Genomic DNA, 13633 nt, shown 5'->3' on the forward strand with positions numbered 1-13633 from the left:
TGCTCGACACGCTCCCATCGCGGTTGATATAATCAACCGCGATGGAAAAAGTCAACCAAGAAGCCAGGCGCTCGCGTTCCTACGGGCAGTTCTGCGCCCTCGCGCGCTCTTTGGACGTCGTCGGGGACCGGTGGACGCTGCTCATCGTGCGCGAGCTGTTGCCGGGGCCGATGCGCTACACGGAGTTGAAGACCTCGCTCAAGGGCATCGCGACGAACCTCCTGTCTGAGCGACTGAAGACCATGGAGGCGAACGGGATCGTCGAGCGCCGTCTCGAGGAAGCGGGTGTCGTCTACGCCCTCACGCCGTGGGGAGCGGGGCTGCGAGCGCCGATGGAGGCGCTCGGCCGGTGGGGAACGCCGCTGCTGGCGACCGGACAGGGCGACGACGTCTTTCAGCCACGCTGGCTGACCCTGGCGCTGCCTGCTCTCTTGCAAGGCGCGACCGCTTCTCCTCCCGTCGACCTCGGCATCGAGGCGGACGGATTCCTCATGACCCTCAGGGTCGACGAACACGGCCCGAGCGCATTCGTGGCCGATCGGGAACCGGCCTCGGTGTTCACTGCCACTCCCGACGTGATCGTCGCCTTGGCGACCGGAACGATCAGCGTCGAGCGGGCGATCGCCGCGGGCGAATTCCGGGGCGACTTGAACGTCCTCCGAACCGCGTTCGCCCCTATGACGACCAAGGCGCAAGCTGCCGCGGGTGCGCGCAAACAACGTCCTGACCGCGACAACTAGGCTCCCCGGATGGACGCCAGGCAGCTCGAATACTTCCTCGCGGTGGTCGACCACGGCGGGATGAACCGGGCGGCGCAGGCGCTCTACGTGGCACAGCCGTCGTTGTCGCAGTCGATCCGGGCGCTGGAGCGCGATCTCGGCGGCGCGCTGTTCGACCGGGTCGGCAGGCGCCTCGTCCTGACCCAGGCAGGGCGGGCACTGGTGGAACCCGCGCGCCAGGTGGTCCGCGGCCTCGAAACCGCCCGCGCCAGCGTCGAATCGGCGTCCGGGGTGCGCAGCGGTCGGGTGGAGCTGGCGGCGATGCCCTCGCAGGCGGTGGAACCCCTCACCGGGATGATCCGGCGCTTCACCGCGGAGTACCCCGGCCTCACCCTGACGGTCAAAGCCGCCTTCACCGCGGACGGAGTGCTCGACCTGGTCCGCACCGGCGCCGTCGAGATCGGCCTGCTGGCGAGCGCCGCACCGGTGAAGGCGGCCGGGCTGGTCACGACACCCGCCGGACGGCAGCGGTTCGTCCTGATCGCCCCGCCGAACTGCCCGCTCGGCGCACCGGTGCGACGGGAGGACCTCGCCGGGCAGCGCCTGATCGTCGGCCAGCTCGGCACCGGGATGCGGCGCTACGTCGACGACCTGCTCGCCGACGGGATTGACGTGCGCGGGGTCGTCGAGTCCGAGCACCGAGAAGCCATCCTCCCGCTCGTGCTCGGCGGGGTCGGGCTCGCCGTGCTCGCCGATTCCTGGGCACCGCTGGCACGCGCGGCAGGCGCGCTCGTCCTCGACCTCGAACCGCCCGCCCACCTCGATCTCGCACTGGTGAGCCGTCCCGCGCCGACCCCCGCCGCGGAAGCCTTCCTCGCCGTGGCACGGGACCTCCGATAGGCAGGTCCTATCGGGACGGCCGCGATTCCGTCTTGGACGGTGCCGCGCCACACCTGGTGCTATGCACGGCATGCACTCCCACCGCATCGCACTCATCCCTGGCGACGGCATCGGCCGCGAGGTGACTCCGGCCGCCTGCGCCGTCCTCGACGCCGTGGCCTCGCGGCACGGAATCCGGTTCGGCTACGACGAATTCGACTGGTCCTGCACGCGCTACGAGGCCACCGGCGCGATGATGCCCGACGACGGGCTCGACCGGATCCGCGCGCACGACGCGATCTTTCTCGGCGCCGTCGGCGCGCCGGGCGTACCGGACCACGTTTCGCTGTGGGGCCTGCTGATCCCGATCCGGCGCCAGTTCCGGCAGTACGTGAACCTCCGCCCGATCCGCGTGTTCCCCGGACTGCCGAGCCCGCTGCGGGACGCCGACGGCGTCGACTTCACCGTGGTCAGGGAAAACGTCGAAGGCGAGTACAGCGAAGTCGGCGGCCGGTTCGGCACCGGGTTCGGCGAGGAACTCGCCGTGCAGGAGGCAGTGTTCACCCGCGCCGGTGTCACGCGGATCGCCGACTACGCGTGCGCACTCGCCGCCCGCCGCCGCGGGCACCTCACCTCGGCCACCAAATCGAACGGGATCGTGCACACGATGCCGTTCTGGGACGAGGTCGTCGCCGAACGCGCCGCCGCGCATCCCGAGGTTTCCCTTGCACGAGAGCACATCGACGCGTTGTGCGCGAAGGTCGTACTGGACCCCGGCCGGTTCGACGTGATCGTCGCGTCGAACCTGTTCGGCGATATCCTCAGCGATCTGGCCGCCGCGGTCGCGGGCGGGATCGGCATCGCGCCCGCCGCGAACCTCAACCCCGAACGGGAGTTCCCGTCGATGTTCGAGCCCGTGCACGGATCCGCGCCGGACATCGCGGGCACCGGCGTCGCGAACCCGCTCGGGGCGATCTGGACCGCGGCCATGCTGCTCGACCACCTCGGGCACGCCGAGGCCGCGGCCGAAGTGGAAACCGCGATGGCCGCCGTGCTCGCCCGCACCGCGGTCCGCACGCCCGATCTCGGCGGCACCGCGAGCACGGCGGAGTTCACGCGTACCGTGCTGGCACACCTGGAGGAGGCGAAGTGAGCGTTCCGCTGCCATCGGCATTCCGGTACCGCGACGTCGACGCGGACGGCGTCCGGATCCACTGCGCGGTGGCGGGGGAGGGGCCGCCGGTCCTGCTGCTGCACGGCTACCCGCAGACGCACCTCATCTGGCACCACGTCGCACCGGTCCTCACGCTGGCGCACACCGTGGTGCTGGCCGATCTCCGCGGCTACGGCGACAGCGGCAAACCCGTGTCCACATCGGACAACACGACCTACTCGAAGCGCGCGATGGCGCGTGACCAGGTGTCGGTGATGGCGGAGCTGGGGTTCGACCGGTTCGCCGTGGCAGGCCACGACCGCGGCGGGCGCGTGGCACACCGCATGGCGCTCGACCACCCGGACGCCGTCACCCGCCTGGCGGTGCTCGACATCGTCCCGACCAGGCACGTCTACGAGCACGCGGACGCCGCGTTCAGCAAGGCCTACTACCACTGGGGTTTCCTCACCGCGGGCAACGGCATCCCGGAACGCCTCATCGGCGGCGACCCCGAATTCTGGGTGCGGGCACGGATGACCGCGCGCCACCGCGGCGGCGTCGCCTTCGACCCGGCCGCGCTCGACGAGTACGTCCGGTGCTTCTCCGACCCGGCGGCGATCAGCGCGTCGTGCGCGGACTACCGCGCGGCCGCGACGATCGACCTCGAGCACGATCGCGCGGACGCCGCGCGATCGGTCGGGTGCCCGGTGCTCGCCTTGTGGGGAGCGGAAAGCTTCGTCGGCCGCCACTACGACGTGCTCGGCGTGTGGCGCGCCTACGCCGGTGATGTCCGCGGTGAGGCGCTGCCGTCGGACCACTACCTCCCGGAGGAAGCGCCCGACCGGACCGCCGCGGCACTCGGTCGGTTTCTGGAGGCGTGACGGACGGCCCACGCGGCCGCGAGGACGGCGACCACCGTCAACGGGTACCCCATGACGATCTTCGCGAAGGCCAGCCAGCCCGTGAGATCCTCGCCGTAGAGCCAGTTCTGCACGACGAACCGGGCGCCGAACACGGCAGCGGCGGCCGCGGTCGCCAGGTCGTAGCCGAACGCGGACGACCGGTCGTGCCGCCAGGTCAGCGGCGCCCTGTTCGCCACGCTCCACAGCACGCCGACGAGCGGGCGGCGGATCACGATCGACACCACCAGCACGCTGGCACACCCCAGGGCCCACCAGATTGACGATCGCGAAGACCGTCGGAGGAAGCGCTGAGAGGAACAGGCCCGAGCGCCCGCCCGTCCGCTCCCAGGGCGTCAGCGGACGCCGCGTGGTGGCATCGTGGTCGCGGGGACGCATCCGGTCGCTCCGTCCGGCGGCGTCGGGACCCACTCCACGCTAAGATCCCGACCCCCGGCGAACATCAACCGCACAGCCGAAGCGACGACCGGAAAGCACTGGTAGCGCGCGTGGCGGTCAGTCCGCGACACCGGCGTTCTGGTCGATGAACGTCTGCCGCTCCGCGGTCACCAGCACGATCACCCGCTCCGATTTGATCGCGTCCGGCGGGTACGGGCCTTCGATGTACTTGTGCGCCAGCTCGTCGATCTGCGCACGCGCCCGGTCGCCGGTGACGGTGTCCGACACGTGGCCGCGGATCTCCGCGTAGCGGTACGGGTCCTGCTCGTCCCTGATCACCACGGTGATGCGCGGATCGCGCCGTACGTTGCGGTACTTGCGCCGGTGCGTCTCGGTGTTCAGCAGGATCTTCCCGTCCGCGACGTCCACCCAGACGAGCTGGGTCTGCAGCCGCCCGCTCGGGAGCACCGTCGTCACCGCGGCGAAGTTCTTGCCACCGGCCAGTTCCCGGGTCTCCGGCATCAGTTCGGGCCCGTCCGCAGTTCGGGCCCGTCCGCGGTCCGTGCCGCCATGATCGCCTCCTGTGGTCGTCGTGATCATCCCGGCTACCCGTTCGCGCGCCGCCTCACACGGCCGCGACGACCCGGAGGTCGGCGAGGAAATCGCGGTAGGCGGCGTCGCGGTCGGGCGCGCGCAGCACGGACGACGGGTGCACGGTCGCCACGAACTTGGCCGCGTGCGCGGTGATGCCGTCCGGCAGGTCGAGCACCCGGCCGCGCTCCTTGGTCACCCTGAACCGGCTGCCGAGCAACGCCTGCGCCGCCGTCGCGCCGAGGAACACCACGACCTCCGGCCCGGTCGCGGCCAGTTCGGCCAGCAGCCACGGCCGGCAGGCGACGATCTCGGTCCGGCCGGGCTTCTGATGGATGCGGCGCTTGCCGCGTTCGGGACGGGTGAACTTGAAGTGCTTGACCGCGTTGGTCAAGTACACGCTCCCGCGGTCGATCCCGGCCTCGCCCAGCGCCTCGTCGAGCAGGTGCCCCGCCGGGCCGACGAACGGCTCGCCCTCGCGGTCCTCGACGTCACCGGGCTGTTCACCGACCACCACCACCGACGCGTCCTCGGGACCGGCGCCGAACACGGCCTGGGTCGCGTCCCGGTACAGCCCGCAGCCGCGGCAGGACCGCACCGCGGAGGCGAGCCGGGAAATCTCGGTGGTATCCGGTACGTACGGTTCGGCGTCGGTCACCGTGGTCCTCCTCCGGGAATCCGCCCGCAGGCCTACCCGCGAAGGCCGCGTGCCAAACCGGCATGGGAACCCGCGCCGGTGGGTATGCCGTCGACATGAGTACCGAGAACAACCCTGAAGTCGCCAACCGCAACCGGGTGCAGGTCGATCCCGACGGCCGCGTCGTGCCGCCAGAAGGAGAACCGGAGCGGAAGCCGTCCGAAAAGGACTGGAGCGAAGTCGCCGAGGAAGTGCGCGAAGCAGCCGAGGGCGACTGACCGGTCCACCGCGGGGCAGGCCGTGACACACTCACCTTCGGCCGCGAAGCCGTTTCGCGGACCGCGCTGGTGAAAGGGAAGCGATGTCCTCGGACGGGCAGGGGCTGGACGCCGACGACGCCGTGCGCGCGCTGTTGCTGCTGATGCCGCGCATGATCGGACGGGTCAAACGCATCCCGGTCCCCGAGGAGCTGCAGTCGCTTTCCCTCGCGCCGCGGCACCTGTCTCTGTTGTCCTACCTGCTCTTCGACGGGGCGATGACGGTCAACGAACTGGCCGAGCGGCTCGAAGTGGCACCCGCGACGGTGAGCCTCATGGTCTCCGAACTCAGCCGCAAGGGAATCCTGGCGCGCGAGGAGGACGACGCCGATCGCAGGCGTCGCATCGTCAGCATCACCGACCGGCACCTCCCCGCGATCGAGGAGTGGCTCGCGCAGGGGGCCACCGCGTGGCGGGCCGCGCTCGGGCCGCTCACCCCGGACGAACGCCGCCTGTTCGTGGACACCTTGCGCGCCTACGAAAGCGCCGTCAGCGGCGGGTCGATTCCCGGATGACGAGCGAAGGTTCGTACACGACCGCGCGATGCTCGGGCTGCTCGCCGTCGCCGGTCTCGGCGATGAGCAGTTCCGCCGCGGTGCGTCCGATCAGCCTCGCGGGCTGGCGGACCGAGGTGAGCGGGACCGCTGCGGCACCGGCGAATTCGATGTCGTCGTAGCCGATGATCGCGACCTCGCCCGGTACCGGGACGCCCGCGCCGACCATGGCCTGCAGCACGCCGAGCGCCAGCAGATCGTTGGCGCAGAACACGGCCGTCGGCCGCGGCGCGCGGGCGAGTAGCCGGGTGCCCGCCTCCCGCCCCGAAGCCACGTCGAGCGCTGGAACCTCCATTGTGGACAGTTCGGCGCCGGAACCGGTCAGTGCGGCCGTCAGCCCGGCACGCCGGTCACGGCACTGGGCGAGGACCTCGGGCCCGTTGACGAAAGCGATCCGGCGGTGCCCGGTCTCCAGCAGGTGCCGCCCGGCGAGCGTGCCGCCGACGACGTCGTCGACCGATACCGAGCTCACGTCGTCCGCGGGGGCGGAGCGGTCCACCAGCACGAACGGGATCCGGCCGCGGCGGAACGCGCACAGCGCCCCGGCGTCGGTGGTCACCGGGCTCAGCAGCACACCGCGCACCCGTTGCTCGGCGAACATCGACAGGTACGACGCCTCGGTGTCGACCTGCTGCGAACTCGTGCAGGTGACGACGTGGAGACCGGCCTTCCGCGCGGCCTCCTCGGCGCCGCGGGCCACGTCGACGAAGAACGGGTTCCCGAGGTCGAGCACGAGCAACCCCAGCACCCTGCTGCGCCCTGCGCGGAGCTGGCGCGCCGACTCGTCGCGGACGTACCCGAGCTCGTCGATCACGGCGAGCACCTTCGCGCGCGTCGCGTGCGAGACCACTTCCGGGCGGTTGACTACGTTCGACACCGTGCCGATCGATACGCCCGCCCGCCGTGCGACGTCCTTGATGCCGACCATCCGGCCCCCTTGTTCCTCGCCGCACCGCAGCTTAGCATCTGAATGAAACGTTTCAGCCGTACTGTCCGAGCCTTCTTCCGGTAGCCGAGGAGTTTTTCGTGGGACCAGTTTCAGCGGACGCGGTCAAAGCACGCCTGGCCACGCAGGCCATCGAGACGCCGTCGTGGGCGTACGGGAACTCCGGCACCCGGTTCAAGGTGTTCGCGCAGCAGGGCGTGCCCCGCACCGTCGAGGAGAAGATCGACGACGCCGCGCAGGTGCACGCCTTCACCGGGGTGGCGCCGAGCGTGGCGCTGCACATCCCGTGGGACCGGGTCGACGACTACGGCAAGCTCGCCGACTACGCCGAGTCGGCGGGGATCCGGCTCGGCACGATCAACTCCAACGTGTTCCAGGACGACGACTACCGGCTCGGCAGCGTGACCAACCCCGATCCGCGCATCCGCCGCAAGGCCGTGGCGCACCTGCTCGACTGCGTCGACGTGCTGGACGCGACCGGATCGCGCGATCTGAAGCTGTGGTTCTCCGACGGCACGAACTACCCCGGCCAGGACGACATCAGGGCCCGCCAGGACCGGCTCGCCGAAGCGCTCGCGACCGTCTACACGCGACTCGGCGACGACCAGCGCATGCTGCTGGAGTACAAGCTCTTCGAGCCAGCGTTCTACACGATGGACGTGCCGGACTGGGGGACCGCGTACGCGCACTGCCTCGAACTGGGGCCGAAGGCGCGGGTCTGCGTCGACACCGGGCACCACGCGCCGGGCACGAACATCGAGTTCATCGTCGCGTTCCTGCTGCGCGCGGACAAGCTCGGCGCCTTCGACTTCAACTCGCGGTTCTACGCCGACGACGACCTCATGGTCGGTGCCGCCGACCCGTTCCAGTTGTTCCGGATCCTCTACGAGGTGGTGCGCGGCGGCGGGTACGAGCCGTCGGCGGGGATCGCGTTCATGCTCGACCAGTGCCACAACATCGAACCCAAGGTCCCCGGCCAGATCCGGTCGGTGTGCAACGTCCAGGAGGCGACCGCGAAGGCGATGCTCGTCGACACCGAGGCGCTCGCCGACGCCCAGCGCGCCGGTGACGTGATCGCGGCCAACGACGTGCTGATGGACGCCTACCACACCGACGTCCGGCCGATGCTCGCCGAACTGCGCGCCGAGCGCGATCTCGACCCCGATCCGCTGGCCGCCTACCTCCGGTCCGGTTACCCGGAGCGGATCGTGGCCGAGCGGATCGGCGGGAGCCAGGCGGGCTGGGGAGCGTGACGTGGCATCCTTGAGCACTGCAGGGTAAGTGCGACGAGGGGTGCGAGCGGTGGCAGACCTGTCCGATGTGGAACGCATGGTGGACGACTGGGAACGCGACGCGGTGGCGAAGTCCCAGCGCTACGCGGAGATGCAGGCGCAGGTCGAGCAGATCTCGATCACCGGATCGGTGGCGGGCGGCGCGGTGAGCGTGACGGTCGGGCCGAACGGGCTGCCCACCGACGTCGCCATGACCGACGCCGTGCTGGGCATGCGGCCGGAGGAGATCGCGGCGAACGTGCTGAAGGCCATGCGGAAGGCGCAGTCGCAGTACCCCGAGAAGATGCGGGAGATCGTCGCCGACACGGTGGGCGACGACGACGCGTCCCGGCACATCGTGGCCACCGCGGAGGAGAACTTCCCGCCCGCGCCGGAAGAGGACGAGGAACCGGCGGCGGAAGCGCCCGGCCGTCAGCTGAAGATCGAAACCGAGGACGACGAGGAGCCGCCCGCGCCGAAACCGCCGCGGCGGCCCGCGCCCGGCCGCCGCCGCGACGGCGGCGACGACGGCGATTTCGGCGAGGACCAGACCTTCCTCCGCCGCGACTAGCCCGCCTCCTCGCCCGGCGGCCTCGTTCCGAGCAGCCGGTGCGCCCGCAGCGCCACCTGCATGTCGAACTTGGCCGAGGCGCTGGAAAGCCTGCTCCCGAACAGCTCGGTGAGCTGGCTGAGCCGGTAGCGGACGGTCTGCGGGTGGATCTTCAGCAGACCCGCGATCTCCGGGGTGCTGCCGTCGCAGTCGAGCCACGCCAGCAGCGTTTCCCCGAGCCGCAGCTGCTGCTTCGGGGTGAGGCCGTCGAACGGGCCGAGCGCCTGCTTGGTCAGCTCGTCGAGCAGGAACTCGTCGAGCAGCAACCACAGCTTCGACAGGTGGTCGCCGGCGCGGGTGACCGGCGCGTCCTCGACGATCCCGCGGCGCACGAGGTCCATCGTCCGGTACGCCCAGTGCAGCGAAGTGGCCGCCTCGGCGAGCGGCACGGCTGGCCCGACGGCCGCACGCCAGCCGGTCATCTCGGTGCTCAGCGTGCGCAGATCGCGTGCGGGATCGGCGGTCACCAGGCACGGGCGGGCGCCTTCGAGGTCGATCAGCACGTCCTCGGGCATCGACGGTGCCGGGTGCTCCAGGTCGTGCCCTTCCCGTGGCTCCAGCGCGACCGCGGTGACCCGGTCGGGCAGCGGCCAGTTCGCCGCGGCGGCCATCGCGGCGATCGTCTGGGGCGAGGACGGGGGAGTGGCGAGGAGTAGTTCGAGTAAGCGGTGCCGCCTGCGTTCGAGCGTGCCCGCCGCTCGGGCCTGCGCCATCGTGTACCCCTCGACGGAACACGACGAGATTTCGTCGACGTAGGCGAAGATCGCTTCCGCGGTGACGCACAGCATCGGTGCGGGCAGGCGCATCGCCTGGCCGAAGGCCGAAATGTAGCGCCACGCGGCCCTGCCCCCGACCCGGTAGGCGGCTTGCAGCGAGTTGAGGCTCCGCCCGTCGAGGAAGACCCGCCTGCCGACCTCCCGGAACAGCTCGACCCAGTCGTCCTCGGCCGCGCGGAGGTCTTCGATGCTGTCGATGCAGCTGACCACGGCCTTTTCGATGGCCGTCGTGATGACCGTGCCGAACTGGCCTTCCAGCGGCTGCGCGTACTCCGGGACCGAACCCTGGATCTCGGCCAGGATCTTCCCGGCGACGGTCCCCATGTGCGGGCGGAACCGCTTGGCGACGTCCGCGGGAAGGGAGAACCACAGCGAGAGCGCGGGGCTCGCGGAGGCGGTGCTCCTGCCGGAAGTCGTGTCGGGCGGCCGGATCCGGTCGGCGGCGGGATGGCTCATGCTGCGTTCCCCACTTCCACGTCGAAGCGGCGTTCGGTCCCCGTGCCCGGCGGTGGGCACCCCGCCCATGCACTCACGGCCGGTTCCGTTTGGCAACAGCCGGAACCCGTTCGCGACCGACAACCGTGCCGAAATGCGGGTTCTCCACGCCGGAATTCGGCTCACGATGACAATTGTTCCTGACGTCTGCCCGGTCGGCGGAGTCGATTCCGGTACGTGCGGTCCTTGCGCCCGCGTTAGTACTGGCTATGGGGAAACCTCGTTCCCGCGTGACAACGGCACGGTTGTTCGTTGATGGGCGACGTGGTGCGCTGCTACCGTGTTACTGGCCAGTAAACAAGGGGCCGTTCACTTATTTGTTCTCTTGTTTTCTCGCACTATCCGCGGGAACGGTGATCATGGCAGCGCGAATTCATGTCGTCTCACCCGAAGGGCTTTCCGGACATGCGACGGACGAAATGCGGAAGACCCTGGTCCACGGGCGGCGTCGCCACCGGCGGCACCCCGGCCCGCGATGGCTGCCAGCCGAACAGCCCGACGTCGGCGACGAGCACTGCTCGTCGTGCCCTCACCGTTCCGCGAGGCGCGCACCGGACTAGTGCGCGCGATTCGCGGCGCCCGTGACCGGCGTGCGGGGAGCCCGCCCCAGCTCCCCGCACGCTGCCTTCGCGCCGCCGATGTCCCCGTCAGGCGAGCAGCACCTGCAGTTCGAGGACGGCTTCGGTGAGCTTGGCCGCGAACTTGTGCATCTCGTCGGCCACCGGCAGTGGCGTGCTGAGGTAGACGTTCCACCGGTCGGGGAGCAGCACGTAGGCGACGCCGATGCACTGGGTGCTGGTGGAGCCGAAGCCGAAGAACTGGATGTGCTCAGACGGTGCCGAGCTGGTGCTGAGGTAGTCGTCGCGCATCTTCAGCCAGCCCGGCGTTTCGTAGAGGGCCAGCGGTTCCTCGCCACCGTGGCGGCGGTGGATGAGCTGCAGCTCCCACAGGTGCTGCTCGGGCACCTGCCCGGCCTGGCACTCCTTCGCCCGCGCCACGTGCTGGCGCGCGGCCGCGTGGTACGCCGCCTTCTTGGCTTCGCGGTCCGCGGCCGGATCGTCCATTGTGGAGACGAAGTCCAGCACCTCCGGGGTGACCACGCGCATCGCCTCGGTGCGGCCGTTCTGGTACTGCCTGGTCGCGATCGACTCGTAGGTGGCGCCGGTGAAACCCTTGCTGCGCTTGTGCGCGAGCTGGTACGCCAGCTGTGCGAAGGCGTCCGGGGACGAGCCAAGCGCCTTCGCCTGGTTGGTGCCGAAGTCCTCGAAGGACACGGTGGTGGTGGCGGTGGCGTCACCGTAGGCGGCGAACGCCTCGGCGGCGGCCGTCACGTCGGCGCGAAGCGCGTCGTCGAGGACGAACTCGACCGGCTCGATCGCGGGGAGTCCTTGCGACACCGCACCGGAAGCGGCCGAGTGCTCCTCCGGAGTCCCGCTCAGCAGGGTGTCGACGAAGCTCAGGATCGTGGTGCCGTCGAGGCCGCAGTGCTCGACGTTGATCCCGGCGTTGCCGTCTTCGAACACCACGAACGACACGGCCTTGTCGAACCACCGGTTGCCGCGGTCGCCGTAGAGGAGTTCGTCGCAGGCGTGCTGCGTGTCGCGCGGGGCGAAGTCTTCGAGGCACACGCAGAACAGTGCCGTCTCGACGGTGTCGAGCGCCTCGGCGTTCGCGGGGTCGAGCGCGACGAGCGACTGGCGGCTGGCCGCCCACTCGGCGCGCGCCTTCGTGGTCAGGTGCCCGACGGCGTCACCGACCGGGTTCTCGTTCGCGGCGGCCTTCTTCACCGCCTCCAGCCCGGCGGAGAGGTCGTCCAGGTCGTACGGGAGGCCGTCCGGCCCCAGCACGTCCATGCGGATCATGTTGCCGCGGAAGAAGACCACGATGTGGCGGGCGGTCGACGGACCGGGCTCGGCGTCGCTGTAGGGCGCGCGGACGGTGTCCAGCACCTCGCCGGGGATGCGCGTGGTGGAGAACAGGAACTTGTTCTGCGCCATCGACAACGCCTGCCCACGCTGGATGATCGGCGGGATCCGCTCGTCGTCGAGCTTGCGCTTGTACCCCACGGCCGCCGCGATCAGCCCGGCCGCGCGGTCGATCTGGGACTGGGCGGACGCGGCGAAGAGGAAGAAGAAGTTCGCGTTGAGCGCGATCCGGTCGCGGCGGCCGAGGTAGCGGTACGGCCAGAACGTGTCGAGCCAGCTTTCCACGCCCTCGCTCGCGTTGTAGCGCTCCAGCTCGGCTTGCAGCTTGCGCGCCAAACCGCCCTCGTGCAGGAACTCGGTGACCGCGTTCTCGGTGACGGTCAGTTCGTCCGGGGTCAGCAGCGGGCCGCACCACGCGAGGAACTTCTCGCAGCTGTCCTCCAGCGCGGGCAGCGGCACCCTCGGCAACCTGCTCTCGTTGCCGAACGTGCGGGTCGACCATTCCTGGCTGCTTGTCACTGTCATCCTCGGTGTCGCTCGGGGGTGGTGTGGGGTCGGTTCCGGCGGAAACCCTAGTCCAGCAGCGTGTCGCCGCGCACGGAGCGCCGTGCGGCGGCGAGGTGGGCTGGCAGCACCCTGCCGAACAGCTGCCTCGTGCGCTCGACGCTGCCGATCACGCCCTGCCGCTCGCTGTAGGCGAAGATCGCGGAGTGCCGCGCGGTCGTGCCGTGCACGGCCGTGACGCGGTGCAGTGAGTACCGGCCCTTGAACAGCTGCAGATCACCCGGCCGCAGCGTCAGCTCGCGGACCAGCCGCCCGCCGTCGCCGGTCAGCACGGACCGGACGTCGTCGAAGTTCTCGGCCTCGGCGGAGCGGATGTTCGGGCAGTACTCGAACACGCCGCCCGTTTCGGAATCCTGGGTCAGCATGCTCACGGTGAACTCGTTGACGTCGAAGTGCCACGGGTGCGACATACCCGGTTCGACCACGTTGAGCACCAGCCCGGACAGCGGGTCGGCGAGCTCGTGCACGATGGGCAGTTCGAAGCAGTCCGCGACGAAGCGCCGGAACACCGCGCTGGTGTAGAGCCGCTGGATGATCGCGCTGGCCGGGATGCGGTCGCGCGCGACGAAGGCGTTGCCGCGTTCCATCGTCATCCGGCCGGGATGCCCTTCCGGCAGCGGCGCGTCGGTCGCGATGTTGTACGCGTTCACGATCTCGCTGTCGAAGTGCGCCGACGGCGCCAGCTCCGCGCATTCTTCGCGCAGCACGTCGAGCAGGGCGGGCCGCACGAAGTCCCGCAGCACGCTGCAGCCGTCGCGGCGGAGGTCGTCGCGCACCGCCGACACCGCCTCGGTCCAAGCCGTGCCGGACTCGATCAGCGGGTACCTTGCGGTGTCGACGATTTCGGCGAGATCGGCCGAACCGGTCGTCTCGAGGATTGCCGAGCCGCCACTACGTC

General features: G+C 70.3%; 15 protein-coding genes. 8 read left to right on the forward strand and 7 right to left on the reverse strand.

Going from position 1 to position 13633, the window contains the following annotated elements:
* Positions 1-41 precede the first annotated feature (41 nt).
* The 4 genes from HUW46_RS41275 (at position 42) to HUW46_RS41290 (ending at position 3632) form a co-directional block, all read left to right on the forward strand.
* Positions 42-740 carry a winged helix-turn-helix transcriptional regulator gene (locus HUW46_RS41275; protein ID WP_215544091.1) on the forward strand — a complete coding sequence of 233 codons (699 nt, stop codon included), beginning with the start codon at positions 42-44 and terminating at the stop codon, positions 738-740.
* Positions 741-749: 9 nt separating this feature from the next.
* Positions 750-1619, forward strand: coding sequence for a LysR family transcriptional regulator (locus HUW46_RS41280; RefSeq protein WP_215544092.1), 870 nt, complete (start codon positions 750-752; stop codon positions 1617-1619).
* Positions 1620-1689: 70 nt separating this feature from the next.
* Positions 1690-2751, forward strand: coding sequence for a tartrate dehydrogenase (locus tag HUW46_RS41285; protein WP_215544093.1), 1062 nt, complete (start codon positions 1690-1692; stop codon positions 2749-2751).
* A complete protein-coding gene (locus tag HUW46_RS41290; protein ID WP_215544094.1) occupies positions 2748-3632 on the forward strand; it encodes an alpha/beta fold hydrolase in 885 nt (294 codons plus the stop codon). Before HUW46_RS41285 ends, HUW46_RS41290 begins: the two co-directional genes overlap by 4 nt.
* Here HUW46_RS41290 and HUW46_RS41295 read toward each other — a convergent pair.
* From HUW46_RS41295 to HUW46_RS41305, 3 genes are all read right to left on the reverse strand, one after another.
* On the reverse strand, positions 3569-3904 hold the full coding sequence (locus HUW46_RS41295; RefSeq protein WP_254125451.1) for a DUF3159 domain-containing protein: 336 nt from the start codon (positions 3902-3904) through the stop codon (positions 3569-3571). The genes HUW46_RS41290 and HUW46_RS41295 overlap by 64 nt on opposite strands.
* 262 nt (positions 3905-4166) lie before the next feature.
* Entirely contained in the window at positions 4167-4571 is a 405-nt protein-coding gene (locus HUW46_RS41300) for a PPOX class F420-dependent oxidoreductase (RefSeq protein WP_254125453.1), read from the reverse strand.
* A 103-nt stretch (positions 4572-4674) separates the two neighbouring features.
* Positions 4675-5298: a UdgX family uracil-DNA binding protein gene (locus tag HUW46_RS41305; protein WP_215544096.1), complete on the reverse strand. Its 624-nt coding sequence runs from the start codon at positions 5296-5298 to the stop codon at positions 4675-4677.
* Positions 5299-5360: 62 nt separating this feature from the next.
* Here HUW46_RS41305 and HUW46_RS41310 point away from each other — a divergent pair, with 62 nt between their 5' ends.
* Positions 5361-5555 (forward strand): hypothetical protein, encoded by a 195-nt coding sequence (locus HUW46_RS41310; RefSeq protein WP_215544097.1) that lies wholly within the window; start codon positions 5361-5363, stop codon positions 5553-5555.
* An 83-nt stretch (positions 5556-5638) separates the two neighbouring features.
* Positions 5639-6109, forward strand: a complete 471-nt coding sequence (locus HUW46_RS41315; RefSeq protein WP_215544098.1) for a MarR family winged helix-turn-helix transcriptional regulator — start codon at positions 5639-5641, stop codon at positions 6107-6109.
* Here the strand turns inward: HUW46_RS41315 and HUW46_RS41320 are convergent.
* Positions 6084-7076: a LacI family DNA-binding transcriptional regulator gene (locus HUW46_RS41320; RefSeq protein WP_215544099.1), complete on the reverse strand. Its 993-nt coding sequence runs from the start codon at positions 7074-7076 to the stop codon at positions 6084-6086. The genes HUW46_RS41315 and HUW46_RS41320 overlap by 26 nt on opposite strands.
* A 98-nt stretch (positions 7077-7174) precedes the next feature.
* On the opposite strand from HUW46_RS41320, the gene rhaI reads away from it, so the two are divergent.
* Both rhaI and HUW46_RS41330 read left to right on the forward strand, forming a co-directional pair.
* A complete protein-coding gene (rhaI, locus tag HUW46_RS41325; protein ID WP_215544100.1) occupies positions 7175-8347 on the forward strand; it encodes an L-rhamnose isomerase in 1173 nt (390 codons plus the stop codon).
* 49 nt (positions 8348-8396) lie between these two features.
* Complete coding sequence (locus HUW46_RS41330; RefSeq protein WP_215544101.1) at positions 8397-8936, forward strand: YbaB/EbfC family nucleoid-associated protein; 540 nt, start codon at positions 8397-8399, stop codon at positions 8934-8936.
* Here the strand turns inward: HUW46_RS41330 and HUW46_RS41335 are convergent.
* From HUW46_RS41335 to HUW46_RS41345, 3 genes are all read right to left on the reverse strand, one after another.
* Positions 8933-10207 (reverse strand): helix-turn-helix domain-containing protein, encoded by a 1275-nt coding sequence (locus HUW46_RS41335; RefSeq protein ID WP_215544102.1) that lies wholly within the window; start codon positions 10205-10207, stop codon positions 8933-8935. The two genes, HUW46_RS41330 and HUW46_RS41335, sit on opposite strands and share 4 nt — an antisense overlap.
* Before the next feature lie 686 nt (positions 10208-10893).
* The gene (locus tag HUW46_RS41340; RefSeq protein WP_215544103.1) at positions 10894-12696 is read right to left on the reverse strand and encodes a choline/carnitine O-acyltransferase; all 1803 of its coding nucleotides are present in this window, start codon (positions 12694-12696) and stop codon (positions 10894-10896) included.
* 47 nt (positions 12697-12743) lie between these two features.
* Positions 12744-13577 (reverse strand): HalD/BesD family halogenase, encoded by an 834-nt coding sequence (locus HUW46_RS41345; protein WP_215550423.1) that lies wholly within the window; start codon positions 13575-13577, stop codon positions 12744-12746.
* Positions 13578-13633 lie beyond the last annotated feature (56 nt).

This window comes from Amycolatopsis sp. CA-230715 (assembly GCF_018736145.1).
Lineage (GTDB): Bacteria > Actinomycetota > Actinomycetes > Mycobacteriales > Pseudonocardiaceae > Amycolatopsis.

Excerpts from the sequence above, each read along its gene's own strand:
- HUW46_RS41275 (WP_215544091.1), top strand. The coding sequence starts at position 42 with ATGGAAAAAGTCAACCAAGAAGCCAGGCGCTCGCGTTCCTACGGGCAG.
- HUW46_RS41280 (WP_215544092.1), top strand. The coding sequence starts at position 750 with ATGGACGCCAGGCAGCTCGAATACTTCCTCGCGGTGGTCGACCACGGC.
- HUW46_RS41285 (WP_215544093.1), top strand. The coding sequence starts at position 1,690 with ATGCACTCCCACCGCATCGCACTCATCCCTGGCGACGGCATCGGCCGC.
- HUW46_RS41300 (WP_254125453.1), bottom strand. The coding sequence starts at position 4,571 with ATGCCGGAGACCCGGGAACTGGCCGGTGGCAAGAACTTCGCCGCGGTG.
- HUW46_RS41310 (WP_215544097.1), top strand. The coding sequence starts at position 5,361 with ATGGGAACCCGCGCCGGTGGGTATGCCGTCGACATGAGTACCGAGAAC.
- HUW46_RS41315 (WP_215544098.1), top strand. The coding sequence starts at position 5,639 with ATGTCCTCGGACGGGCAGGGGCTGGACGCCGACGACGCCGTGCGCGCG.
- HUW46_RS41320 (WP_215544099.1), bottom strand. The coding sequence starts at position 7,076 with ATGGTCGGCATCAAGGACGTCGCACGGCGGGCGGGCGTATCGATCGGC.
- HUW46_RS41335 (WP_215544102.1), bottom strand. The coding sequence starts at position 10,207 with ATGAGCCATCCCGCCGCCGACCGGATCCGGCCGCCCGACACGACTTCC.
- HUW46_RS41340 (WP_215544103.1), bottom strand. The coding sequence starts at position 12,696 with ATGACAGTGACAAGCAGCCAGGAATGGTCGACCCGCACGTTCGGCAAC.